Genomic DNA, 21,388 nt, shown 5'->3' with positions numbered 1-21,388 from the left:
GAGGCGGGGTCGCCGGGGAGCGCCGCGGCCAGCGCGAGGGCGCCGGCGAGCCCGCCGGCCAGGACGGAGCCGCCCCGGCGCCGGCCCGGCGGAGCCGCCCGCCTCACGGGCTCGGGGAGACCTGGATCTGGTTGACCGGGTCGGTGAGCGGGTCGGTCATCGGCGCGTCGCCGGACGTGAGCGCGTGCTCGACCGCGAACCGGTCGAAGGCGGGCGTCACGGCGGGGCTGTCCTGGCGGCCGCCCGCCACGTAGGAGGCGGTGCCGAGGCCGAGGAACAGGGTGGCGGCGCCGACCACGAGGTAGCGGCGCCGGGGCTGGACGCGGATCGCGGCGGCGTGCCCGGCCGGGCGGTTGTCGCGCGGGCGGACGGCGTGCGGCGGCCTGACGGGACGGGCCGATGATCGAAGCGGCCGGGAGGGGTGCCGGGGGTGCGAGCCCGGGTGCGGCACGGGAGACTTCGGCGACAGGCCGGGAACGGGTGCCTCAGGGGCCGCGGGACCGCCGGGAAGACCGGACATTTCCGGCAGAGTGCGCAGTCGGCTCAGGAAGTCGGGGGACGGCAGGTCGTCGGTGCCGTCGGTCGCCGGCAGCTCCGAAAGGCCCCGCAGCCTCCCCTTGAGCCTGCGCAGCTGGTCGGCCTCCTCCCGGCAGCGGGCGCATCCCGCGAGATGGGCGTGGGCGCGCTCGCGCTCCTCGTCCCCCAGCTCACCGTCGACCAGCGCGGTCAGACGCTCCCCCAGACAACTCACGCCGCCTCCGTCGATTCCGTTCGGTCAGGCGCGCGGTCCCGCCCCGCGCGCGGTGCACAGCTTTACACGCCCTCCGGCAGCGGCCGGACGCCGCCCGCCGCGTGCACTCCCCCGGGCTCGCCCTCGAAGGCCGCGTCGGCGGCCTGGTAGTCGTTCCTGGTCCCGGGCCGGCGCCGGGTGGGCGCGCGGTGCTCCAGCGCCGAACGCAGCTGCGCCCGCCCCCGGTGGATGCGGCTGCGCACGGTGCCGAGCTTGACGCCGAGGGTCGCGGAGATCTCCTCGTAGGACAGGCCCTCGATGTCGCACAGCACGACGGCGGCGCGGTAGTCGGGAGCCAGCGCGTCGAGCGCGGCCTGGACGTCGGCGTCGAAGTTGCTGTCGTCGAACGCCTGCGCCGGGGTCGGCTCGCGGCCCTGGAGGCGTTCCGCGGCGTCGTCGGCGAGACCCTCGAAGCGGATGCGCTGGCGGCGCCGGGCCATGTCGAGGAACAGGTTCGTGGTGATCCGGTGCAGCCAGCCCTCGAACGTGCCCGGCGTGTAGTTCGACAGCGAGCGGAACACGCGGACGAAGACCTCCTGCGTGAGGTCCTCGGCGTCGTGCTGGTTGCCGGTCAGGCGGTAGGCCAGCCGGTAGACGCGGGCGGAGTGCTCACGGACGACCTCGTCCCAGGACGGCGGCGCCCATTCTGCCTCGGGTGCGTTCTCTCGGGTGCGAGCGGCGTTTCCCAGACCCTGCCTGGCGCCGACCCCCACAGCGCTTCTGAAACTGAGTGCTGCGACTCCCATGGTGCCGGGCTGTTCCTCTCTCGTGAGCCAAGGTCTCGCCTTGGAACGGCACGGTCTCGCCTGGGCTGGGGCGGTTCTGATACCGACTCGGTGCTTGCCTGTGTTGGTAACAACGCACTGAAACGCCAGTTGGTTCCCCTGCAACGATATGGTCTTTCCAGCATGAGCCATGCGGGGGTCCCACGAGGAGGCAGCCATCGACGCCATTGAGGCCACCCGGGCCTATGTGGAGGATTTCCTCCCCGAGGACGAGCCGCTCCTGAACGCCAGGCGGCGCGGCCAGGAGGTCGGCGCGACGCCGATCGGCCCGGCCGGGGGCGCCGCGCTGCGCTTCGTCGCCACGCTGATCGGCGCGCGGACGGTGGTGGAGGTCGGTTCGGGCTGCGGCGTGTCCGGCGTCTACCTGATGCGCGGCATGCCGAAGGACGCGGTGCTGACCAGCGTCGACATCGAGCCCGAGCACCAGCGCCTGGCCAAGCAGGCCTACCGGGAGGCGGGCCTGTCCGGCTTCCGCACCCGGATGATCATCGGCCCGGCGCTGGAGGTGCTGCCGCGGCTCACCGACGGCGCCTACGACATGGTGTTCTGCGACGCGGCGAAGCGCGAGTACCCCGAGTACCTGGTGGACGCGCTCCGGCTGCTGCGGCCGGGCGGCGTCGTCGCGTTCGACAACGCGCTCTGGCACGACCGGGTCGCCGACCCCGACCGGCGCGATCCCGACACCGAGGCCATCCGCGAGGTGCACCGCATGATCCGCGAAGACGACCGGCTCGTCCCGCTGCTGATGCCGGTGGGCGACGGCCTGCTCTGCGCCGTCAGGCGTGACTGAGGACGTCGAGCGCGACCGGGCCGCCGGGGAGGCGTTCGCGGTCCGGGTGCGGATCACCTGGCGCGGGATGTGGCGGGTCGCCGCGTTCGTGATCCTCTTCCTGGCGTCGGCGGCCTTCGTCGCGGGCGGCGCGATGCGCGGCGCGGCCGTCGGCGGCGTCGCGGTCATGGTGCTGGGGGTGGCGGGGCTCGGCCTGTTCGGGGCGGGCCTGCTGGTGTCGGCCGGGGCGATGCTGTCGCGGCGGCCCGTCCTGGAGCTCGACGGCGGCGGGGTGCGGCGTCCCGCCCGCTGGCCGCTGCCGCGCCGGTCCGGGCGGACGCTGCCCTGGGACGACGTCGCGGCGATCGCGGCGCTGCGGCGCGGCGTCGGCGGCACCCGCCGCGGCGAGCAGGACTACCTGGTCTTCCTGCCGACCCCGGAGCTGGCGGAGATGGCGCGCACGTCCGAGCGGGCGCCGCTGGTGGCGCTGACGATGCGGGACGTGCCCGCCACGGCGGCGGCCGTCCCGTGGTGCTTCGCGGTCGAGCCGGGCTGGGACGCGACGCTTCCGGAGATCGTCAAGCAGGCCAGGCGGCGCCGCCGCGTCCCGGTGATCGACCGCCGGAGCAGGTGACCGGCGCCTGACCGCGAGGCCCGGTCAGGCCGTGAGCCAGTCCAGCAGGAGGCGGGCGCCGTAGCCGGTGGCGCCGCGGGTGATCTCGGCGTCCTCGGAGGTGGAGCGGCCGGGCCCGGCGATGTCGAGGTGCGCCCAGGGCCGCTCGCCCGCGAACTCGCGCAGGAACAGCGCCGCCGTGATCGAGCCTCCGCCGTAGCCGCCGCGCCCGATGTTGTTGACGTCGGCGACGTCGGAGTCGATCGCGGTGCGGTACTCCTCCACCAGCGGGAGCCGCCACACGGGCTCTCCGGCGGCCGCCCCGGCCCGGGTGAGCTCCTCGGCGAGGGCGTCGTCGCTCGCGAACAGGGCCGCGTGCTTCAGGCCGAGCGCGACCTTGGCCGCGCCGGTCAGCGTCGCGACGTCCACCACCGCGTCGGGGTCGAGCCGGGCGTCGGCGTAGGCGAGCGCGTCGGCGAGGACGAGCCGTCCCTCGGCGTCGGTGTTCAGCACCTCCGACGTCGTGCCGCCGTAGTGGGTGATCACGTCGCCGGGGCGCATCGCCGACCCGGACGGCATGTTCTCCGCCGCGGCGACCAGACCGGTGACGCGGGCGCGGACGCCGAGGGCCCGCAGCGCGCTCATCACGGCGATGACGGCGGCGCCGCCCGCCATGTCGGTCTTCATCGTCTTCATGCCCTCGTTGGGCTTCAGCGACAGGCCGCCGCTGTCGAACGTGATGCCCTTGCCGACGAGGACGACGTGGCGCGGGGAGGACCCGCCGGCGTCTCCCGGGTCGTAGGCGAGCTCGATCAGCCGGGGCGGGCGGGCCGAGCCGCCGCCGACGGCCAGCAGGCCGCCGAACCCCTCGTCCGCGAGCTCCTTCTCGCCCCGCACGCGGACGGTCAGGCCGGACTCGCCGGCGACGCGCTCCGCCTGGGCGGCGAGCCACGACGGGTCCTTCTCGCCGGACGGGGTGTTGGCGAGGTCGCGGGCGAGGGCGGTGGCCCGCGCCCGCGCGGTGCCGAGCTCGATCGCGGGGGCGTCGGACCCGGGGCCGGCCTCGGTCAGCACCGCGAGGGTGCCGAGCGCCTTCTTCGGTGGGGCGGCGCCGATCCTGAACTCGTAGGAGGCGAGCAGCGCGCCCTCGACGAAGGCGGCGAGGTCGCCCTCCGGGACGCCCGCGACGAGCGCCGTGCGCCCCCTGCCGCGGCGGGCCAGCGCGGCTCCGGCCCTGCGCAGGTCGGCCGGGGCGGCCTCGCCCACGCCGTAGAGGAGCAGTTCCCGTATCCGGTCGCCGACGCGGACCTGCGTGGCGACGATCTCACCGGGCTCGCCCTTGGCCTGGTGCAGCGCGAGCAGCTCGTCGAGCGTGAAGGGGAGGGAGGCCGCCACCTCCGCCGCCGGGGCGGCGGGGCCGGACCGGACGGGCACCGCCACCACCTCGGCCCCGAGGTCGACCGCGGTCTGCGACACGGTGCCGCCGGCGCCGTGGATGCGGGTCTCGATGGGCATGGCGGTGGTCCCCCTGGTCGAGCTGGATCGTCGCGCTGGATCGTCGCGCTGGATGGTCACGGAAATGGCAAGGGCCCCGGCGCCGACGCCGGGACCGTCACCAGAAGGCCGGGAACGCCGGGCCGTCAGCCCACGACGTCCTTGAGGGCCTCGCCGAGCTCCTTGGCCTCGTCGGCGGAGAGCTCGACCACGAGGCGGCCGCCGCCTTCGAGGGGGACCCGCATGACGATTCCGCGTCCCTCCTTGGTCACTTCGAGCGGACCGTCTCCCGTCCGCGGCTTCATCGCCGCCATGCGTGCATCCCCTTCCTAAGTAGGGCCGCGGCCTCGCACACCTCTGGCCGCGTGGCCGCGTGTCGCATCCGCGTCATCAGTAGTGGTCCATTATCTCGTCTTCCGGGCGCGAAGTGGTAACGATCAGCCTCCAGATCGGCAGCCGGGGCACGCGGACGCAGGTCGCGGACCGCTCCGGGCCTCCGGATCGGCGGGGGCCGCAGGGCCGCTCCGCCCGCCCGCGGACCGCCGCACCGGGCGGGACCGCCCTTGCCCAGGGCGCCGGTGTTCGTCGAAGGTGGCCTGGGAAGATCTACCGAGGACCGAGAGGACGACGATGTCTGAGACCGTGCTCTACGACGTGACCGGCGCAGTGGGGACAATCACACTCAACCGCCCCGACGGGATGAACTCGCTGACCGTCGAGATGAAGGAGGCCCTGCGCGCGGCGGTGGTGCGGGCCGCCGCCGACCCGGCCGTCCGCGCGGTCGTCCTGACGGGCGCGGGGCGGGCGTTCTGCGCGGGCCAGGACCTGCGCGAGCACGGCGACAACCTCGCCGCGGGCCGGGGGCTGGACGACACCGTCCGCAAGCACTACAACCCGATCGTGCTGGCGATCGCGGGCATGCGCAAGCCGGTCGTGGCGGCGGTGAACGGCGTGGCGGCGGGCGCGGGAGCGTCGCTGGCGTTCGCTTGCGACCTGGTCGTCGCGTCCGACAGGGCCCGGTTCGCGACCGCGTTCACCGGGATCGGCCTCGCTCCCGACAGTGGCATGTCGTGGACGCTCCAGCGCCTCGTGGGCCGCGCCAAGGCCACCGAACTGCTGCTGCTGGGCGAGCCGGTGAAGGCCCAGGAGGCCCTGGAGCTGGGGCTGGTGACGCGGGTCGTCCCGGCCGACGAGCTGGCCCCGGCGTCGGTGGAGCTGGCGCGCCGCCTGGCGTCCGGTCCCACGGTCGCCTACGGCGCGGTCAAGGCGGCGCTCGACCACGCGGCGACCCACGACCTGGCGTCCGCGCTCGAACGCGAGGCGGAGCTCCAGGACGAGTGCGAGAGGACGAGCGACCACCACAACGCGACCGAGGCGTTCCTGAAGAAGCAGCAGCCCGTCTTCGAAGGCCGCTAGGTCCTCGGGCTCTCCCGGGGGCGGGGGTGGGGGCTTCCCCCGTAAGAAGTGGGGAGGCCGCGTCAATGTGGGCCGGGGGCGCCCGGCGGTTTGCTGGACGGCATGACGCAGACAGCCGCCGCATCCCTCGCCGGACAGGTCCACGACCATGTCGCCGTCGCCCGCGACGTCGTCAGGACCTACGGGGCGGGCGAGAACGAGGTGACCGCGCTCCGCGGCGTCTCGGCGGCCTTCCCCCGGGGCCGGTTCACCGCGATCATGGGGCCGTCCGGCTCGGGCAAGTCGACGTTCCTGCACTGCCTGGCCGGGCTCGACACCGTGACCTCCGGCTCGATCATGATCGGGGACGTGGACATCACCCGGCTGTCGCGGACCCGGCTGACCAAGCTGCGCCGCGACCGGCTCGGGTTCGTGTTCCAGTCGTTCAACCTGCTGCCGATGCTGACGGCGGAGGAGAACATCCGCCTGACCGGGCGCCTCGGGAACCGGCGCGCCGACCGGGAGTGGTTCGACACGATCGTGGACTCGCTCGGGCTCCGCGAGCGGCTGGCGCACCGGCCGAGCGAGCTGTCGGGCGGGCAGCAGCAGCGCGTCGCGGTCGCGCGGGCGCTGCTGACCCGGCCCGAGGTGCTGTTCGCCGACGAGCCCACCGGCAACCTCGACTCCCGGTCGGGGGCGGAGGTGCTGGGCTTCCTGCGCCGAGCGGTGGACGCCTACCGGCAGACGGTGATCATGGTGACGCACGATCCGGCGGCCGCCGCGCACGCCGACCGGGTGCTGTTCCTGGCCGACGGGATGATCGTGCACGAGCTTCCCTCGCCGACGGTCGACGGCGTCCACGCCGTGATGCGCCGGATGGAGGGCTGACGGTCATGTGGCTGATCGCGCGCCGCTCCTTCGCCGAAAGCTGGACGCGGCTGGCCGCCACGCTGCTGGCGGCGGTGTTCTCCATCGGGCTGATCGCGGGCTCCCTGCAGTTCACGATGCGGGCGCAGGAGGCGGTCTCGGGCAGCGACGCCAGCGAGTACTCCCGCGCGGACGTGCTCGTCCAGGGCGGCTCGGCCGACCCCGACGACCCCTACTCGCCCCCGGACGGCCGGGTCGCGCTCGCCGCCGTGGCGGGACGTCCCGGCGTGGCGGCGGTCGCGGGCGACGCGACGGTCCCGGTGACCGCGAGCGGCGCGGACGGCGAGCCGATCCTGCCGCCCGCGGGGGCGGGGACGTCGCTGCGGCCGTGGACCTCCGACGGCCGCCTCAACCCCTACCGCCTGGAGTCGGGCCGCGCGCCCGCCGCCGACGGCGAGGTCGCCGTCACCCGGCACATCGCCCGCGCGGGCGGGCTCGGCGTCGGCGGCACCCTGAAGGTGCTGCTGCCGAAGCAGAGCCGGGACATGAGGATCGTCGGCGTCGTCACCGTCCAGGGGCACAGCTCCGTCGCGAGCGGCGACCTGGTGCTGGCGCCCCCCGCCACCGTCGCGCAGGCGGCGGGCCTTCCGGCGGGGACGTGGCAGAGCGTCTGGGTCAAGGCGTCGGGCGGGCCGGCGTCGGGACTCCGCGCCGCCCTCGCCCGCGACCTCGGCAAGGACGTCACCGTCCGCACGGCGGCGCAGGTCCGGCGCGCCCAGTCGGCCGACCTGGAGGGCGCCGGCGCGTCGATCGGCGGCGCCATCGGCATGCTCTCGTCCGTCGCGGTGTTCGTGGGGCTGTTCGTCGTCGCCAACACGTTCGGCACGCTCGTCCGGCAGCGAACCAAGCGGCTCGCGCTGCTCAGCGCGATCGGCGCGACGCCCCGGCAGATCAGGCGGCTGATCCGGTTCGAGGCCCTCGCCCTCGGCGCCGTCGCCTCCGTCGGCGGCGTGGCGCTCGGCTACCCGGTGTCGGCCCTGCTCACGCACCTGTTCGCCGAGGACGGCTTCGACATCTCCGCCGCCGACGCGCAGTACGGCTGGATCGCGCTCGCGGTCCCCGCCGCGGCGGGGATCCTCGTCACGCAGCTCGCGGCCCGGCGCGCCGCGCGCCGCGCCGCGAAGATCTCCCCGATGCAGGCGCTGCGCGCCGCGAGCACCGAGACGGCGGGCCGCCGCTGGCCGCGCCTCCTCGGCGCGCTGGCGGTGTTCGCCTGCGCCTGGATCTTCTTCGGGGGCGTCTTCGGCATCCGCTACGAGGAGCCGCCCGGCCCCGAACGCACCGCCGGCACCAGCGTGATGACCCTCATGGGCTGCATGACGACCGTGGCGGCGCTCGCCGTCCTGGCCCCGTTCTTCGTCGGCCCCCTCGGCGGCCTCGTCGGCCGCGTCGGGACGGCCGTGAGCGGCGAGGCCGGGCGGCTCGCCCGCGCCACCATCACCCGCAGCCCGCGCCGCGTGTCGTCGGCGGCGTCCTCCCTCATGCTCGGCGTCGCGCTCGTCGCCTCGACGGCGCTGATCGTCCTGTCGGTGGGCGCGCGGTTCAACGAGGCCGGCCGCGAGGTGATGCGGGCCGACCACGCGATCACCGCGACCGGGATGACCTCGAACGGGCAGGCGCCCCTCCCCCGCGACGCCGCCCGGAAGGCCGCCGCCGTGCCCGGCGTGTCCGCCGCCGCGGCGCTCACGGCGTCGGAGGTCAAGCTCGTCTCTCCCCCACCGCGGAGGCCGTCGCCCGAGGAGGCCCCGGAGCCCGTCTACCTCGCCGTCACGGGCGCCGACCAGAACGTCCTGCCGGCGGTGCTGAGGCTCGGCGGGCGCCTCCCGCGCCTCGGGGACGGCCAGATCGCCCTCACGTCCACGATCATGAAGGGCCAGAAGATCAAGAAGGGGCAGCGGATCGTGGTGCGGGGCGCCCGCGGCAGGGTCGCGCTCACCGTCGCCGCCGCCTACCACGACCCGTCCCACCTGTTCGCCGACCAGGCGCTGGTCTCGGAAGCCACGATGGACCGGCTCGACCCCACCGCGGCCGCGCAGGTCGTGCTCGTCAGCGGCGGCGCCGAGCGGGACCTGTCCCGCGCGTTCGCGGACGCGCCGGGCCTCAAGGTGGTCGACCGGGCCGGCTACGTGAAGGCGGCTTCCGACGCGATGACCAAGGGCATGAGCGTCATCTACGGGTTCATCGGCATGGCGCTCGTCCTCGCCCTGTTCGGGATGGCGACCACGGTGTCGATGAGCGTCGGCGAGCGGACCCGCGAGTTCGGCCTGCTCGGCGCCGTCGGCGCGACGGCGGCGCAGATCCGCTCGATCGTCCGCTGGGAGGCCGCGACGGTCGTCCTGCTCGGCAGCCTCCTCGGCCTCGGCACGGCGCTCGGCACGGCGACCCTGCTGCACCTCGCCACGGGCAGCTCGTTCCTCACCCCGAACGCCCCCTGGTGGCTCTACGCCGCAGTGATCACCGGCGCCGCCGCCGTCACCTTCGCCGTCTCGGCCCTCCCGGCGAGAAGAGCAGTGGCCATCGCCTCCACGCGTTAAGCGCCGCCGTGGCGGTGGCAACCGGTGAGGTGGTCGTCGACCAGGCCGCAGGCCTGCATGAGGGCGTAGGCGGTGGTGGGGCCGACGAAGCGGAAGCCGTGCTTCTTCAGCTCCTTGGCGAGGGCCTTCGACGCGTCGGTGTAGGCGGGAACCTCGGACATGTCGGTATAGGACGGGGAGTCGGGGTCGGCGTAACGCCAGGCGGTGGCGGCGAGGCCGCCGGGGAGGTCGAGGGCCGCGCGGGCGTTGGCGATCGTGGCCTCGATCTTGGCGCGGTTGCGGACGATGGAGGCGTCGGCCATCAGGCGCTCGATGTCGTCCGGCCCGAACGCGGCGACCTTCTCGGGGTCGAAGCCGTGGAACGCGGCGCGGAAGCCCTCGCGCTTGCGCAGGATCGTCAGCCACGACAGGCCCGACTGGAACGCCTCCAGGCACAGCCGCTCGTAGAGGCCCTGGTCGTCGCGGACCGGACGGCCCCATTCGTCGTCGTGGTAGGCGACGTAGTCGGGCGCCGACAGCCCCCAGGGGCAGCGCGCCAGCCCGTCCTCGCCCATAATCGCGGTGCTCACGCGCCCGTTCTACCTCATGGCTGCGACAGAACGGCGAGGCGGCGCAGCCCGAGCCTCATGAACGCCTTCACGACCGGCCCCGCGACCAGCCAGGCGGCGCGGCCGAGGGGGCCCAGCGGCAGGTCGACGCGCTCGGCCCAGATGACGCGGCTGCCCGAGCCCTCCGGGACGACCTTGAAGAACGCCTCGCCGCGCACCACGCGGCCGGTGTGCCGGACCGCGACGCGGCGGCCGGCCCGCCAGTCGGTGATCACCATGGTGTCGAGGAAGCCGACCGGGCCGACGCCGGTCCACGCCCGCAGCTCGTCGCCGACCTGATCGCCGCCCTCCGCGCGGGTGAACGGCATCCACTCGGCGTGCCGCGGCCAGTCGGTGAGGACGTCGAAGAGCCGCTCGGGCGGGGCCGCCGAGACCGCCTCCGCGTGGACCGCGACCGCGCTCACCGGCTCTCCTCCGCGTCCGCCTCGAAGGACTCCTTGCCGAGCGCCACCCCGGCGCCGGGCTCCTCGATGCCGTGCAGGGCCCCGACCGGGCCGGCCGGTTCGTCGTCGCCGGCGCGCTCGCGGACGTCGTCGAGCTGCCGCTCCAGGTCCGCCACGCGGACGTCGCGCTCGTGCAGGGCCTCGGTGAGGCGGTGGAACGCGTCCTCGGTCACGTGCGGCTGGTACCCCCACAGAGTCCGGGGGAACCGGAGGTGGGAGCCTTCCCAGCCGATGACGGGCCGCCCCTCGGCGTCGACGCTGACCGGCGGATAGTCGGGATGGGCCTCGGCCAGCCCGCCGCCCCGGCCCATGGCGAGGACGACGACGGCGCCCAGCACGGCCACGCCGGCCAGGACGAGAACCACGACCACGATCACGCTCCGATCTGACGGGACCCCATCGGGAAGACGATCCCCCGTCCCCGATCGTGCCACGATCGGGGACATGGGGATGCAAGAGCGCGGGGTCCTTCCACCGGGTGCGCAGGTTTCCGGCGGGTCGCGGACGCGGCACGGCGCCCCCGGCGAGCCGTGTCGAGCGGCTCGCCCCGTCCGGGGACGCCGTGCCGGTGGTCCTCAGCCGCGCAGGCGGTGCCAGGGCCCGGTGATCGCGAAGGTGGCGCCCGGGTCGGACTGGCGGTTGGCGAACAGGATCCGCCCGTCCGGGGAGAACGTCACGCCGGTGAACTCGCTGTCGTTGAGGGCGTTGCGGGCCATCGCGAACGGCTCGTTCCGGCGGGTGGTGCCGACGAGGTACTGCTCGCCGTCGCCGTCCTCGGCGAGGATCACTCCGCCGCCGTACGGGGACACGGTGATGTTGTCGGGGCCGTCGAAGCGCCCGCCCGGCTTGAAGACGAGCTGCAGCTCGACCTCGTTCCGGTGCGGGTCGTAGGTCCAGACCTGCCCGGCGTGGTCGGCGGCGCCGCCGTCGGACTTCCGGGAGTAGCTGCACACGAAGTAGGCCTTGCCGTGGCCCCACCAGGCGCCTTCGAGCTTCTGGCTCCGTGTGATCGTGTCGAACTGCTTGCGGACGGACGTCTGCTTCGCCGACGGGTCGGGCACCTCCACCCATCCGGCGCGCAGGCGCGTCCCGGGCTCCTGGACGGCCGACAGGTCCGGGACGCCGGGGACGTTCAGCGCCTCCAGCCTCCCGCCCGACATGTAGGCGTGGTAGCCGCCGCGGTGGGCGCGGGGCCGGAACCGGTAGAACAGGCCGAACGGCTTGGAGGCGTCCTCGGTCAGGTACGCGGTGAGCGTGTGCGGGTCGACGGCGACCGCCTCGTGCGCGAACCGGCCGAGCCCGGTGAGCGGGACGGGCTCGGTCCTGCGGCCGGTCGGGTCGACCTCGAACACCCACCCGTGGCTCTTGGTCTGGCCCGTGAAGCCCTCGGTCTCCTCGCAGGTCAGCCACGTCCCCCACGGGGTCCGCCCGCCCGCACAGTTGGTGGACGTCCCGGCGAGGCTGACGTACTGCGACAGCAGGTCGCCCTGGCTGTCGACCTCCAGCGTGGTGGTGCCGCCGTTGGCGGCCGGGTCGTAGGTCAGCTCGGGACGGCCCACGGCGCGGGTGCCGTTGTTGCTCTGCTCGTGGTTGCGCACCAGCCGGGTGCGGCCGTGGCGGCTGCCGGAGAACGTGGCCATCCCGTCGTGGTGCCCGGGGACGACGACGCCCTCGGAGATGGGTTCGCCTTCCACCGACAGCGTCTTGTAGGAGAAGCCCTTGGGCAGGTCCAGGACGCCCTTGGGGTCGGGGACCAGCGGGCCGTAGCCGTACGCCTCCCCGGTATCGGCGCCTGCGGACGTCTGGAAGATTCCGTCCAGGCTTCCGGCGAGGGCGATGGACAGCGCGCCGGCCGCGCCGCCCTTGACGACTCCGCGACGGGTCACGGACATGGGCACTCCTTCACGTAAGGGGATCACGCGGGAGCCTGGTCGCCGTCCCTGAACCGGGTATGAACGATCACTGGCCGGGAGGAGAAACCCCAGGACAACGTTGGTCCGCACTGACCGGGAGTGCCCGCGGGCTTGCGGAGCGCCGCCTCAGAGGAGGTCCACCGCGGCGTCGACGGCCCCGGCGACGTCGCCGTCCGGCGGATACAGCAGGGACCGGCCCACCACCAGACCCCGCACGGTCGGCAGCCGCAGCGCCCGCCGCCACCCCTCACGCGCGGCGCCCTGATCGGCGGCCACCTCCCCGCCCAGCAGCAGGGCCGGCAGCGTCGACGCCGCCATCACCCGCTCCATCTCCGCCACCACCGGCACCTTCAACCACGTGTACGCCGACGTCTCCCCCAACCCCGACGCGATCGAGACCGCACGCGTCATCGCCTCCGGCGACAGATCGTTGCGCACCCGCCCCTGCACCCGCCGCGAGACGAACGGCTCCACCATCGCCATCAACCCCCGCCCCGCCAGCTCGGACACCGCACCCGCACACGCCTCCAACGTGCGCACCGTCGCCGGATCGGCGTCATCCACCCGCAACAGCATCTTCCCGCCGTCCAACCCCGACGCCGCGATCGCACCCGCCCCGTACGCGGTGAAACGATCATCGATCTCGAACGACGCCCCCGCCAGCCCGCCCCGGTTCATCGAACCGACCACGACCTTGCCGTCCAGCACCCCCAGCAACAGCAGATCCTCGATCACATCCGGCGTCCCCAGCACCCCGTCCACACCCGGACGCTCCAACGCCGTGCACAACCGATCCAGCAACTCCCCCCGATCGGCCATCGCCAGCGGATCACCCCCCGCCGCCAGCGCACCCCGAGCCGGATGATCAGCCGCCACCAACATCAACCGACCCGAACCACCCAGCAGCGACGCACGCCTCACCCGCCCCCGAGCCGCCTCCGCCACCGCACCCGGACGCACCGCCCGCACCTCCGGCAGCCCCGCGATCCGCTCCGCCCGGGACCCGGCCGGAGTCACCGGGTCCCCCGTCCCACCAGCGCATCGATCATCGTTCACCGTTCCTGTCCGCGAGCGCGCGGCGCCGGGTCGCGCCGCCGGCGCCGCCGAGTCTGGTCAAGATCACGAAGGGCTGTCAAACCACCACGGGGCGCGCTCGCGGGCGGGTCCTCAGGCCCCCGCGCCCTTGTAGTCCGCGACCTCGGCGATGACGGACCCGGCGAGGTCGAAGCCGGCCACGCACGCCAGGTAGCCGGGGGCCTCCCAGTCGTCGCCGCCGGGCTCGCCGCCGAGCGGCACGTACGTTCCGCCCGCCTGCCTGACCAGCAGAAGTCCGGCGGCGATGTCCCACGCGTTGATGGACGAGTCGTAGGCGGCGTCCGTCCATCCGGCGGCGACGTGGGCGAGGGTGAGGGCGGCGCTGCCCGGGCGGCGGACGGTGGCGAACGCGTCGACCATCCGGCCGTAGCGCCGCAGCGCCTCCTCGCGCCCGAGGCTCAGGTCGTAGGCGCTCGGGTAGGACGTGGCGACGACGGCGGTGTCGTCGCGGGTCGCGCCGCGGCTGCGGATCGGTTCGCCGTTGCAGGTCGCGCCGTCGAGCGTGGCGGTGAACATGTCGTCGCGCACCGGGTCGTAGACGACGCCGGCCACCAGCTCGCCGCCCAGAGCCGCGCCGATGGACACGCAGAAGAACGGCAGGCCGACGGCGAAGTTGGCCGTTCCGTCGATGGGGTCGACGAACCAGCGCAGGTCGCCGTCGCCGCCGCCCACGCCGCCCTCCTCGCCGACGACGACGCTGCCGGGGGTGTGCTCGGCGAGCACCTGGCGGATCGTCTCCTCCGCCGCCCGGTCGTGCTCGGTGACCGGGTCGTGGATGTCGCGCTTGAGATCGACCTCGGGACGCGACCGGAACGCCGTCCGCAGACGGTCCCCGGTGGCGCGGGCGGCGAGTTCGGCGATCCCGGCGAGCTCCCGCGAGGCGGGGACGTCGACGCTCATCGTTCTCCTTCGATTACGGCAAGGTCACGAATACGCACAGCACGACCGTATCCGAGCCCCGCGAGGCGTCCGGGCGGGCCCTTTGTTACAGGGCCCCCGGCTCGGGCAGTGGGTCCCTGTGCCGGATCCAGCATCGCCGTCATGGGGAATGAGCATGAATTACAAGATCGATAAGGGCACGGTCGTCGTGGTGACGGGAGCCTCCGGCGGCATCGGGCGCGCCGCCGCCGCGGCGTTCGCGCGCCGCGGCGCCCGGGTCGCCCTCCTGGCCCGCGGGGACGAGGGGCTGGAGGGCGCCGCCGCCGACGTCGAGGCCGCCGGCGGGCGCGCGCTGCCGATCAGCGTGGACGTGGCCGACCCCGGCGCGGTGGACGAGGCGGCCGAGCGCGCCGAGAGGGAGCTCGGGCCGATCGCCGTGTGGGTCAACGTGGCGTTCTCCTCGGTGTTCGCGCCGTTCTGGGAGATCGAGCCGGAGGAGTTCAGGCGCACCACCGAGGTCACCTACCTCGGCTACGCCAACGGGACCCGGGCCGCGCTGCGGCGGATGATGCCGCGCGACCGCGGTGTGATCGTCCAGTGCGGGTCGGCGCTGGCCTACCGGGGCATCCCCCTCCAGAGCGCGTACTGCGGCTCCAAGCACGCCGTCCAGGGGCTGCACGACTCGCTGCGGGCGGAGCTGATGCACGAGCGCAGCGGCGTGAAGCTCACGATGGTGCAGATGCCCGCGGTCAACACGCCCCAGTTCGACTGGGTGCTGAACCGGATGCCGCGTCGCCCGCAGCCCGTCCCGCCCATCTACCAGCCGGAGATCGCGGCGGACGCGCTCGTCTACGCCGCCGAGCATCCCCGGCGCCGGGAGTACTGGGTCGGAGGCAGCACGGTCGGCACGATCCTCGCCGACAAGTTCGCCACGGGGCTGCTGGACCGCTACCTGGCCCGGACGGGCTTCAAGTCCCAGCAGACCGAGAAGCGCACGCGTCCGGACCAGCCGGCGAACCTGTGGGAGCCGGCGGACGGGACCCCGGGCCGCGACCACGGCAGCCACGGGCGGTTCGACGAGCAGGCGCACGCGCGGAGCCCGCAGATGTGGGCGGGGCGCCACAAGTACCTGGTGGGCGCCGCGACGGCCGGCGCCGCCGCGGGCGCCGCCGCGGGCGCGGCGCGGCTCCTGCGGCGATGACGCACGACCGACGACGAAGGAGAGAGCGATGGCGCAGCAAGTGGCCGACTACGTCCTCCAGCGGCTGACCGAGTGGGGCGTGAAGCGCGTCTACGGGTACCCGGGCGATGGCATCAACGGGCTGCTCGGCGCGTTCGACCGCGCGGAGGGCGAGCCGGAGTTCATCCAGACGCGGCACGAGGAGATGGCCGCGTTCATGGCCTGCGGGCACGCGAAGTTCACCGGCGAGGTCGGCGTCTGCGCGGCGACGTCCGGGCCGGGCGCGATCCACCTGCTGAACGGCCTGTACGACGCGAAGCTCGACCACCAGCCGGTCGTGGCGATCGTCGGGCAGCAGAAGCGCCTGGCGCAGGGCGCGCACTACCAGCAGGAGGTCAACCTGGAGAACCTGTTCTCCGACGTCTCGGAGTTCTGCCAGATCGTCATGCATCCCGGCCAGATGCGGCACGTCATCGACCGGGCGTTCAAGACGGCCCTGACCACCCGCGGCGTCTCGACGATCATCATCCCCGAGGACGTCCAGGAGGCCGGCGCGGTGCCGTCGCCGCCCAAGGAGCACGGCTCGGTGTACTCCAGCGTGGGCTGGAGCAGGCCCCGCGTCCTGCCCGACCCCGAGGAGCTGCGCAAGGCCGCCGACGTCCTCAACGAGGGCGCGAAGGTCGCGATGCTGATCGGCCAGGGCGCCGCCGGCGCCGAGGCCGAGGTGATCGAGACGGCCGAGCTGCTCGGCGCGGGCATCGCCAAGGCGCTGCTCGGTCGCGAGGTGGTCCCGGACGACCTGCCGTTCGTCACCGGCCCCATCGGCCTGCTCGGCTCCAGGGCCAGCGACGAGATGATGATGAACTGCGACGTGCTGTTCATGATCGGCACGAGCTTCCCGTACGCCGAGTGGCTGCCGGACGAGGGCAGTTGCAGGGGCGTGGAGATCGACATCGACGGGAGCATGATCGGCATCCGCTTCCCGATGGACGCGCACGTCGTCGGGGACGCCAGGGAGACGCTGCGGGAGCTGATCCCGCTGCTGCGCCGCAAGGAGGACCGCTCCTGGCGCGAGGAGATCGAGGAGAACGTCCGCGCCTGGAACACGGTCATGGAGAAGCGGGCGGGGCAGAGCTTCGAGGGGAAGGTCAACCCGCAGGCCGTCGCGCACGAGCTGTCGCCGCTGCTGCCGGACGGCGCGATCCTCACCGCCGACTCCGGCTCGGCCACCAACTGGTGGGCCCGCCACATCAAGCTCCGCGACGGGATGAGGGCCTCCCTGTCGGGCACCCTCGCCACGATGGGCCCCGGCGTCCCGTACGCCATCGCGGCCCGGTTCGCCTACCCCGACCGCCCGGTGATCTGCTTCGTGGGCGACGGCGCGTTCCAGATGAACGGCATGAACGAGATGCTGACCGTGAAGCGGTACGCCGACCGGATGGCCGGCCCGGCGCCGCTGATCTTCGCCGTGTTCAACAACCAGGACCTCAACCAGGTCACCTGGGAGCAGCGCGCGATGGGCGGCGACCCGAAGTACGAGGGCTCGCAGAGCATCCCCGACTTCCCGTACTCCGAGTACGCCGAGCTCTGCGGGCTCAAGGGCGTCTACTGCGACGACCCCGGGAAGGTCGCCGACGCCTGGCGGGAGGCCCTGGCGAGCGACCGTCCCGTCGTCCTGGAGTTCGTGGTCGACAACGAGATCGCCCCGATCCCGCCGCACATCATGAAGGACCAGGCCAAGAAGGCCGTCAAGGCGGGCCTCAGGGACCCGCAGAAGCTCGGCATCGCGGCCCGCGGCTTCCGGCAGAAGCTCACCGACATGTACGAGAACATGCCGGGCCGGAAGCATGACTGACCGGCGTCCGGAGCGGAGCGCCAGGCGGAGGACGACGGTCAGTCCCCTTCGGGGGTGTGGGGGTCGCCCCCCACAATGACTAGCAGGCGGGAAGGGGGACGGTCAGAGTTCGGCTTCGGCGTAGTCCTCGGGGGAGAACTCGATCCGGGGCTGGGACCGCTCCAGGAGGTCGAACGCCTCGGGGACCGAGCTCGTCCAGCCGACGGCGTCCCAGATCTTGGGGCGGGCGAAGCCCTGCTCGGTGAGGCCCGTCATCAGCTCGCGCAGCGGCTCGTAGACGCCGGTCGGGTCGAGGATGACGATGGGCTTGTCGTGCATGGACAGGACGCGGGCCGTCCACACCTCGAACAGCTCCTCCAGCGTGCCGATGCCGCCGGGCAGGACGAGGAACGCGTCGCTGCGCCGGTCCATCTCGCCCTTGCGGGCCCGCATGTCCGGGGTGACGATCAGCTCGTCGTTGTCCTCGTCGGAGATCTCGACGCTGACCAGCCCCTCGGGGATCACGCCGACCGTGCGGGCGCCGCCGGCCCGCGCGGCGCGGGCGACGGCGCCCATGCACGAGACCTGGGCGCCGCCGCTGACGAGGCTGTGGCCGCGCCGGGCCAGCTCGGCGCCGGCCTCCGCGGCGAGGTCGACGTAACGACGGTCGATCTTGCCGCTGGACGAGCAGAACACGCAGACGGCGAGGGGTTTCCGGGAAGTCACCCGGCCAATCTAACGGCTCGGGTCCGGGGAGGCTCGCCGATTATCCGGCGCCGGGGTCACGCCGTGGAGAGGTCGCGGCGGCGGAAGCCGAGGAGGCCGAGGGCGGACAGGACGGCCGCGATCGCCAGCAGCCAGAGCAGCGGCGCGGCGGTGACGTCGTGCCCCGGCAGTTTCGGGACGTGGGTGAACGGCGAGACGTCCAGGGCCCACTGGCTCAGGTCGAGCCCGGCTCCGAACAGCGTCACGACCGCGAAGACCCCGACCGCGGCCCAGGCGCCGCCGGTGAACCTCGGCGCGAGGCCGAACAGCGCGAGCGCAATCGCCCCGACCAGCCACACGGCGGGAAGCTGCGCGAGCGCGGCGAGCAGGACGCGCGGGACCTCGCGGCCGGGGTCGCCGGTGTCGACGCCGTGCGCCAGCCCGGCGGCCAGGCCCGCGACGCCGAGCCCCGCGACCGGGCCGAGCAGCGCGAAGGCCAGGTGGCCGGACGCCCACCGCAGCCGCCCGACGGGGGTGGCGAGCACCGGCTCGGCGCGCTGGCCCGTCTCCTCGATGCGCAGCCGCAGCGTGGCCGAGACCGCGTAGGCGGCGGCGATCAGGCCGAGCATGCTCATGATCGAGGCGAAGTAGGCGTCGGTGATCCCGCCCTGCCCGCCGAGCCGGGTGAAGATCTTCTCCAGCTCGGGGTTGTCCTTGACCATGTCGCCGACGCCGCCCGCCACCGCGCCGTACACGACGCCGAGCGCGGTGAACCCGGCGAGCCAGCCGTAGAGGGCGCGGCTCTGGAGCCGCCAGCCGAGGCCGAGGGGCCCCGAGAGCGGGCGCGACGCGTCCGCGGGGCCGAGCCTGGGCGGCAGCACGCCCGCGCCCACGTCCCTGCGCGCCGACAGCAGGCCCGCGGCGGCGACCAGGGCGGCCGTGAGCGCGGCGATCGGCAGGAGCGTCCACCAGCGCTCCCCGCCGTAGGCGCGCAGGCGGTTCTCCCATCCGAGCGGGGACAGCCAGCCCAGCCACGACAGCCCGTTGCCGGCGCCGCCGACGTCGGCGGCCATCCGGACCACGAACGCGGCGCCGACGGCGGCGATCGCCATGCCCCTGGCGGTGCCCGCGCCCTCGCTGAGCTGGGCGGTGACGCCCGCGAGGGCGGCGAAGACGCATCCCGCGGCGGCCAGTTGCAGGCCGAACGCCAGCGAGCCCGCGAACGGCAGGCCCTGCGCCGTCATGCCCGCGGTCAGCAGGGCGGCGAGGACGAGGTTCGCCGCCATGGTCACGGCCAGCGCCGCGGCCAGGCCGGCGCCGCGCCCGGTGACGGTGGCGCCGAGCAGCTCGCGGCGGCCCGCCTCCTCCTCGGTCCGGGTGTGCCGGACGACGGTGAGCACGCTGATCAGCGCCACGATCACCGGGATGAACCCGGAGCGCTGGGCGATGATCGCGCCGAGGCTCGTGTCGTACAGCGGCCCGTACAGGGCGAGGAACGTCGGGTTGTTCCCCGTGGTCTGCGCGTACTTGAGGCGCTCGGCGGCCGTCGGGTAGAGGCTGTCGGTGGCCGCCACGAAGTTCATCGGGATCAGCGCCAGCACGATCACCCAGGACGGCAGCAGGAACCGGTCGCGGCGCAGGATCAGCCTGATCAGCCCGCCGGTCCCGGTGAGCGACCGCAGGGGCGTGGCGCGGGACGGCGCGGCCGCCCGCGGTTCGTGGACCGTCGTGCTCATCGCGCGGCCTCCGACGCGAGCTCGTCCTTGTAGTGGCGCAGGAACAGCTCCTCCAGCGTCGGCGGGCGGCTGCTCAGGCTCCGCACGCCGACCTCGGTGAGCTGCCGCAGCGCCGCGTCCAGTTCGGGGGTGTCCACCTCGAAGCGGATCTTGTTGCCGTCGATGCGGACGTCGTGCGCGCCGGGCAGCGGCAGGCCGTCCGGCGGCGAGGCCAGCTCCGCGTCGATGGACGTCCGGGTCAGGTGCCGCAGCTCGTCCAGCGTCCCCGACTCCACCGCGACGCCCTTGCGGATGATCGTCACCCGGTCGCAGAGCGCCTCGACCTCGGACAGGATGTGGCTGGACAGCAGCACGGTGCGGCCGTCGCGGCGCTCCTCCCGGACGCACTCCTGGAAGACCTCCTCCATGAGGGGGTCCAGCCCGGAGGTGGGCTCGTCGAGCAGCAGCAGCTCGGCGTCGGAGGCGAGCGCGGCGATGAGCCCGACCTTCTGCCGGTTGCCCTTGGAGTAGGCGCGGCCCTTCTTGCGCGGGTCGAGCTCGAACCGGTCGAGGAGCTCGGCCTTGCGGCGCGCGTTCACGCCGCCGCGCATCCGGCCGAGCAGGTCGATCACCTCGCCGCCGGACAGGTTCGGCCACAGCGTCACGTCGCCGGGGACGTAGGCGAGCCGGCGGTGCAGTTCGGTCGCGTCCCGCCACGGGTCGCCGCCGAGCAGGCGGGCGGTGCCGCCGTCGGCGCGCAGAAGGCCGAGCAGGATGCGGATGGTGGTGGACTTCCCGGCGCCGTTCGGGCCGAGGAAGCCGTGCACCTCTCCGGGCCGGACGGTCAGGTCCAGGCCGTCCAGCGCGCGGGTCCGGCCGAACTTCTTGACCAGGCCGGAGAGGGCTATGGGGGGCGTGTTCGTGGTCACCGGTCCTCCTCGTCGAGGGGTCGCCCGCCGGGGGCGGGCAGGTTCTTCAGGGCGGCGCGCGTCTGCGCCACCAGCTCGGGCGACAGGAGCCGGTCGTCGAGGACGTCCAGCATCGCCAGCGCCATGCGGGGGTAGCCGTCGCCCAGGAGGACGTCGCCGCCGAGAGCCCTGGACATGTGCTGGTGCAGGACGATCACACCGAAGCTCATGCCGGTCAGGACGGTCGCGTAGCCGTGCAGGTCGTCGGTGTTCGGCGCGGCCATGCCGGGCGCGCCGCGTTCGAGCATCTCCTCGCTGAACGCGATCGCCTCGGCGAAGAGCACGGACGCGGCGGCCGACCCGTCGGTCAGGGCGCGGGCCAGGTAGCGCTGGACCGGCAGGGCCGTCCGCATGGCGATCGCGAGGAAGCTCGGGCTCGCCATCCCGCCGTTCAGGGCCTCCTGCTTGGTCTCGCGGATCACCTCGATCACGTGCTCGTCGCACGCGGCGCGCAGCGCCTCCTTGGTGCCGTAGTGGTGCTGGACGAGGGCGGGCGACACGCCGGCGGCCTTCGCGATGCCCCGGATCGTGGCGCCCTTCACGCCGTGCTCGGCGAACTCCAGCAGGGCCGCGTCCCTGATCCGGGCGCGCCCGGTCAGGTCGTCGGCCCGCTCCCGCGTCGCCATCCCCACCCCCCTGTACGCATGTTCAGTAGCCTGTACACTTGTACACTGTACTCACGTACAGGCCACCGTCAACCCGTTGGGGACGGGTGGCGCCGGCGGTCCGGGCCTAAGGGGC

General features: G+C 73.9%; 21 protein-coding genes. 7 read left to right on the top strand and 14 right to left on the bottom strand.

The window, feature by feature from the left end; genetic code table 11:
- Nucleotides 1-103: 103 nt before the first annotated feature.
- On the bottom strand, nt 104-751 hold the full coding sequence (locus ABD944_RS24175) for an anti-sigma factor family protein (RefSeq protein WP_345180035.1): 648 nt from the start codon (nt 749-751) through the stop codon (nt 104-106).
- Between the two features lie 62 nt (nt 752-813).
- On the bottom strand, nt 814-1,536 hold the full coding sequence (gene sigE / locus ABD944_RS24170; RefSeq protein ID WP_345180033.1) for an RNA polymerase sigma factor SigE: 723 nt from the start codon (nt 1,534-1,536) through the stop codon (nt 814-816).
- 169 nt (nt 1,537-1,705) lie between these two features.
- On the opposite strand from sigE, the gene ABD944_RS24165 reads away from it, so the two are divergent.
- Complete coding sequence (locus ABD944_RS24165) at nt 1,706-2,365, top strand: O-methyltransferase (protein WP_345180031.1); 660 nt, start codon at nt 1,706-1,708, stop codon at nt 2,363-2,365.
- A complete protein-coding gene (locus ABD944_RS24160) occupies nt 2,358-2,978 on the top strand; it encodes a hypothetical protein (protein WP_345180030.1) in 621 nt (206 codons plus the stop codon). The genes ABD944_RS24165 and ABD944_RS24160 overlap by 8 nt, the downstream gene beginning before the upstream one ends.
- A 24-nt stretch (nt 2,979-3,002) precedes the next feature.
- Here ABD944_RS24160 and ABD944_RS24155 read toward each other — a convergent pair whose 3' ends face one another.
- Nucleotides 3,003-4,472: a leucyl aminopeptidase gene (locus tag ABD944_RS24155; protein WP_345180028.1), complete on the bottom strand. Its 1,470-nt coding sequence runs from the start codon at nt 4,470-4,472 to the stop codon at nt 3,003-3,005.
- Between the two features lie 125 nt (nt 4,473-4,597).
- Nucleotides 4,598-4,765, bottom strand: a complete 168-nt coding sequence (locus ABD944_RS24150; RefSeq protein ID WP_083980698.1) for a DUF3117 domain-containing protein — start codon at nt 4,763-4,765, stop codon at nt 4,598-4,600.
- A gap of 316 nt (nt 4,766-5,081) precedes the next feature.
- Here ABD944_RS24150 and ABD944_RS24145 point away from each other — a divergent pair, with 316 nt between their 5' ends.
- The 3 genes from ABD944_RS24145 to ABD944_RS24135 all read left to right on the top strand — a co-directional run bounded on the left by ABD944_RS24145 (nt 5,082) and on the right by ABD944_RS24135 (nt 9,307).
- Nucleotides 5,082-5,867, top strand: a complete 786-nt coding sequence (locus tag ABD944_RS24145; RefSeq protein WP_345180027.1) for an enoyl-CoA hydratase-related protein — start codon at nt 5,082-5,084, stop codon at nt 5,865-5,867.
- A gap of 102 nt (nt 5,868-5,969) precedes the next feature.
- Nucleotides 5,970-6,734 carry an ABC transporter ATP-binding protein gene (locus ABD944_RS24140; RefSeq protein ID WP_345180025.1) on the top strand — a complete coding sequence of 255 codons (765 nt, stop codon included), beginning with the start codon at nt 5,970-5,972 and terminating at the stop codon, nt 6,732-6,734.
- A 5-nt stretch (nt 6,735-6,739) separates the two neighbouring features.
- Nucleotides 6,740-9,307, top strand: a complete 2,568-nt coding sequence (locus ABD944_RS24135) for an FtsX-like permease family protein (protein ID WP_345180024.1) — start codon at nt 6,740-6,742, stop codon at nt 9,305-9,307.
- On the opposite strand, the gene ABD944_RS24130 is transcribed toward ABD944_RS24135, so the two are convergent.
- The 6 genes from ABD944_RS24130 to ABD944_RS24105 form a co-directional block, all read right to left on the bottom strand.
- Nucleotides 9,304-9,876, bottom strand: coding sequence for a DNA-3-methyladenine glycosylase I (locus tag ABD944_RS24130; RefSeq protein WP_345180022.1), 573 nt, complete (start codon nt 9,874-9,876; stop codon nt 9,304-9,306). The genes ABD944_RS24135 and ABD944_RS24130 overlap by 4 nt on opposite strands.
- A gap of 14 nt (nt 9,877-9,890) precedes the next feature.
- Nucleotides 9,891-10,319 (bottom strand): SRPBCC family protein, encoded by a 429-nt coding sequence (locus ABD944_RS24125; protein ID WP_345180021.1) that lies wholly within the window; start codon nt 10,317-10,319, stop codon nt 9,891-9,893.
- On the bottom strand, nt 10,316-10,735 hold the full coding sequence (locus tag ABD944_RS24120) for a hypothetical protein (RefSeq protein WP_345180019.1): 420 nt from the start codon (nt 10,733-10,735) through the stop codon (nt 10,316-10,318). The genes ABD944_RS24125 and ABD944_RS24120 overlap by 4 nt, the downstream gene beginning before the upstream one ends.
- Before the next feature lie 198 nt (nt 10,736-10,933).
- Entirely contained in the window at nt 10,934-12,250 is a 1,317-nt protein-coding gene (locus tag ABD944_RS24115; RefSeq protein ID WP_345180018.1) for an alkaline phosphatase PhoX, read from the bottom strand.
- A gap of 147 nt (nt 12,251-12,397) precedes the next feature.
- Nucleotides 12,398-13,288, bottom strand: coding sequence for a Cgl0159 family (beta/alpha)8-fold protein (locus ABD944_RS24110; RefSeq protein WP_425550313.1), 891 nt, complete (start codon nt 13,286-13,288; stop codon nt 12,398-12,400).
- A 150-nt stretch (nt 13,289-13,438) separates the two neighbouring features.
- The gene (locus tag ABD944_RS24105; RefSeq protein WP_345180017.1) at nt 13,439-14,266 is read right to left on the bottom strand and encodes an inositol monophosphatase family protein; all 828 of its coding nucleotides are present in this window, start codon (nt 14,264-14,266) and stop codon (nt 13,439-13,441) included.
- A gap of 154 nt (nt 14,267-14,420) precedes the next feature.
- Between ABD944_RS24105 and ABD944_RS24100 the strand changes: the two genes are divergently transcribed.
- Nucleotides 14,421-15,446 (top strand): SDR family oxidoreductase, encoded by a 1,026-nt coding sequence (locus tag ABD944_RS24100; RefSeq protein ID WP_345180015.1) that lies wholly within the window; start codon nt 14,421-14,423, stop codon nt 15,444-15,446.
- A gap of 28 nt (nt 15,447-15,474) precedes the next feature.
- A complete protein-coding gene (locus ABD944_RS24095; RefSeq protein WP_345180014.1) occupies nt 15,475-17,280 on the top strand; it encodes a thiamine pyrophosphate-requiring protein in 1,806 nt (601 codons plus the stop codon).
- A gap of 102 nt (nt 17,281-17,382) precedes the next feature.
- On the opposite strand, the gene ABD944_RS24090 is transcribed toward ABD944_RS24095, so the two are convergent.
- From ABD944_RS24090 to ABD944_RS24075, 4 genes are read right to left on the bottom strand one after another with little or no spacing between them, the layout of a single operon-like run.
- Nucleotides 17,383-17,985: an LOG family protein gene (locus tag ABD944_RS24090; protein WP_345180012.1), complete on the bottom strand. Its 603-nt coding sequence runs from the start codon at nt 17,983-17,985 to the stop codon at nt 17,383-17,385.
- Nucleotides 17,986-18,041: 56 nt separating this feature from the next.
- Nucleotides 18,042-19,700 (bottom strand): ABC transporter permease, encoded by a 1,659-nt coding sequence (locus ABD944_RS24085; RefSeq protein WP_345180011.1) that lies wholly within the window; start codon nt 19,698-19,700, stop codon nt 18,042-18,044.
- Entirely contained in the window at nt 19,697-20,608 is a 912-nt protein-coding gene (locus tag ABD944_RS24080; RefSeq protein ID WP_345180010.1) for an ABC transporter ATP-binding protein, read from the bottom strand. Before ABD944_RS24080 ends, ABD944_RS24085 begins: the two co-directional genes overlap by 4 nt.
- On the bottom strand, nt 20,605-21,273 hold the full coding sequence (locus tag ABD944_RS24075) for a TetR/AcrR family transcriptional regulator (RefSeq protein WP_345180008.1): 669 nt from the start codon (nt 21,271-21,273) through the stop codon (nt 20,605-20,607). Before ABD944_RS24075 ends, ABD944_RS24080 begins: the two co-directional genes overlap by 4 nt.
- Nucleotides 21,274-21,388 lie beyond the last annotated feature (115 nt).

The sequence above is a fragment of the Actinomadura verrucosospora genome (assembly GCF_039540335.1).
Lineage (GTDB): Bacteria > Actinomycetota > Actinomycetes > Streptosporangiales > Streptosporangiaceae > Spirillospora > Spirillospora verrucosospora.
The sequence above is the reverse complement of the archived record's forward strand: the minus strand, read 5'-3'. Positions and strand labels throughout refer to the sequence as shown.

Bases quoted from the DNA above. Each gene is read 5' to 3' on its own strand.
- ABD944_RS24135 (WP_345180024.1), top strand. From the start codon at position 6,740: ATGTGGCTGATCGCGCGCCGCTCCTTCGCCGAAAGCTGGACGCGGCTG.
- ABD944_RS24095 (WP_345180014.1), top strand. From the start codon at position 15,475: ATGGCGCAGCAAGTGGCCGACTACGTCCTCCAGCGGCTGACCGAGTGG.
- ABD944_RS24155 (WP_345180028.1), bottom strand. From the start codon at position 4,472: ATGCCCATCGAGACCCGCATCCACGGCGCCGGCGGCACCGTGTCGCAG.
- ABD944_RS24115 (WP_345180018.1), bottom strand. From the start codon at position 12,250: ATGTCCGTGACCCGTCGCGGAGTCGTCAAGGGCGGCGCGGCCGGCGCG.
- ABD944_RS24100 (WP_345180015.1), top strand. From the start codon at position 14,421: ATGAATTACAAGATCGATAAGGGCACGGTCGTCGTGGTGACGGGAGCC.
- ABD944_RS24145 (WP_345180027.1), top strand. From the start codon at position 5,082: ATGTCTGAGACCGTGCTCTACGACGTGACCGGCGCAGTGGGGACAATC.
- ABD944_RS24085 (WP_345180011.1), bottom strand. From the start codon at position 19,700: ATGAGCACGACGGTCCACGAACCGCGGGCGGCCGCGCCGTCCCGCGCC.
- ABD944_RS24140 (WP_345180025.1), top strand. From the start codon at position 5,970: ATGACGCAGACAGCCGCCGCATCCCTCGCCGGACAGGTCCACGACCAT.
- ABD944_RS24165 (WP_345180031.1), top strand. From the start codon at position 1,706: ATGCGGGGGTCCCACGAGGAGGCAGCCATCGACGCCATTGAGGCCACC.
- ABD944_RS24075 (WP_345180008.1), bottom strand. From the start codon at position 21,273: ATGGCGACGCGGGAGCGGGCCGACGACCTGACCGGGCGCGCCCGGATC.
- ABD944_RS24150 (WP_083980698.1), bottom strand. From the start codon at position 4,765: ATGGCGGCGATGAAGCCGCGGACGGGAGACGGTCCGCTCGAAGTGACC.
- sigE (WP_345180033.1), bottom strand. From the start codon at position 1,536: ATGGGAGTCGCAGCACTCAGTTTCAGAAGCGCTGTGGGGGTCGGCGCC.
- ABD944_RS24105 (WP_345180017.1), bottom strand. From the start codon at position 14,266: ATGAGCGTCGACGTCCCCGCCTCGCGGGAGCTCGCCGGGATCGCCGAA.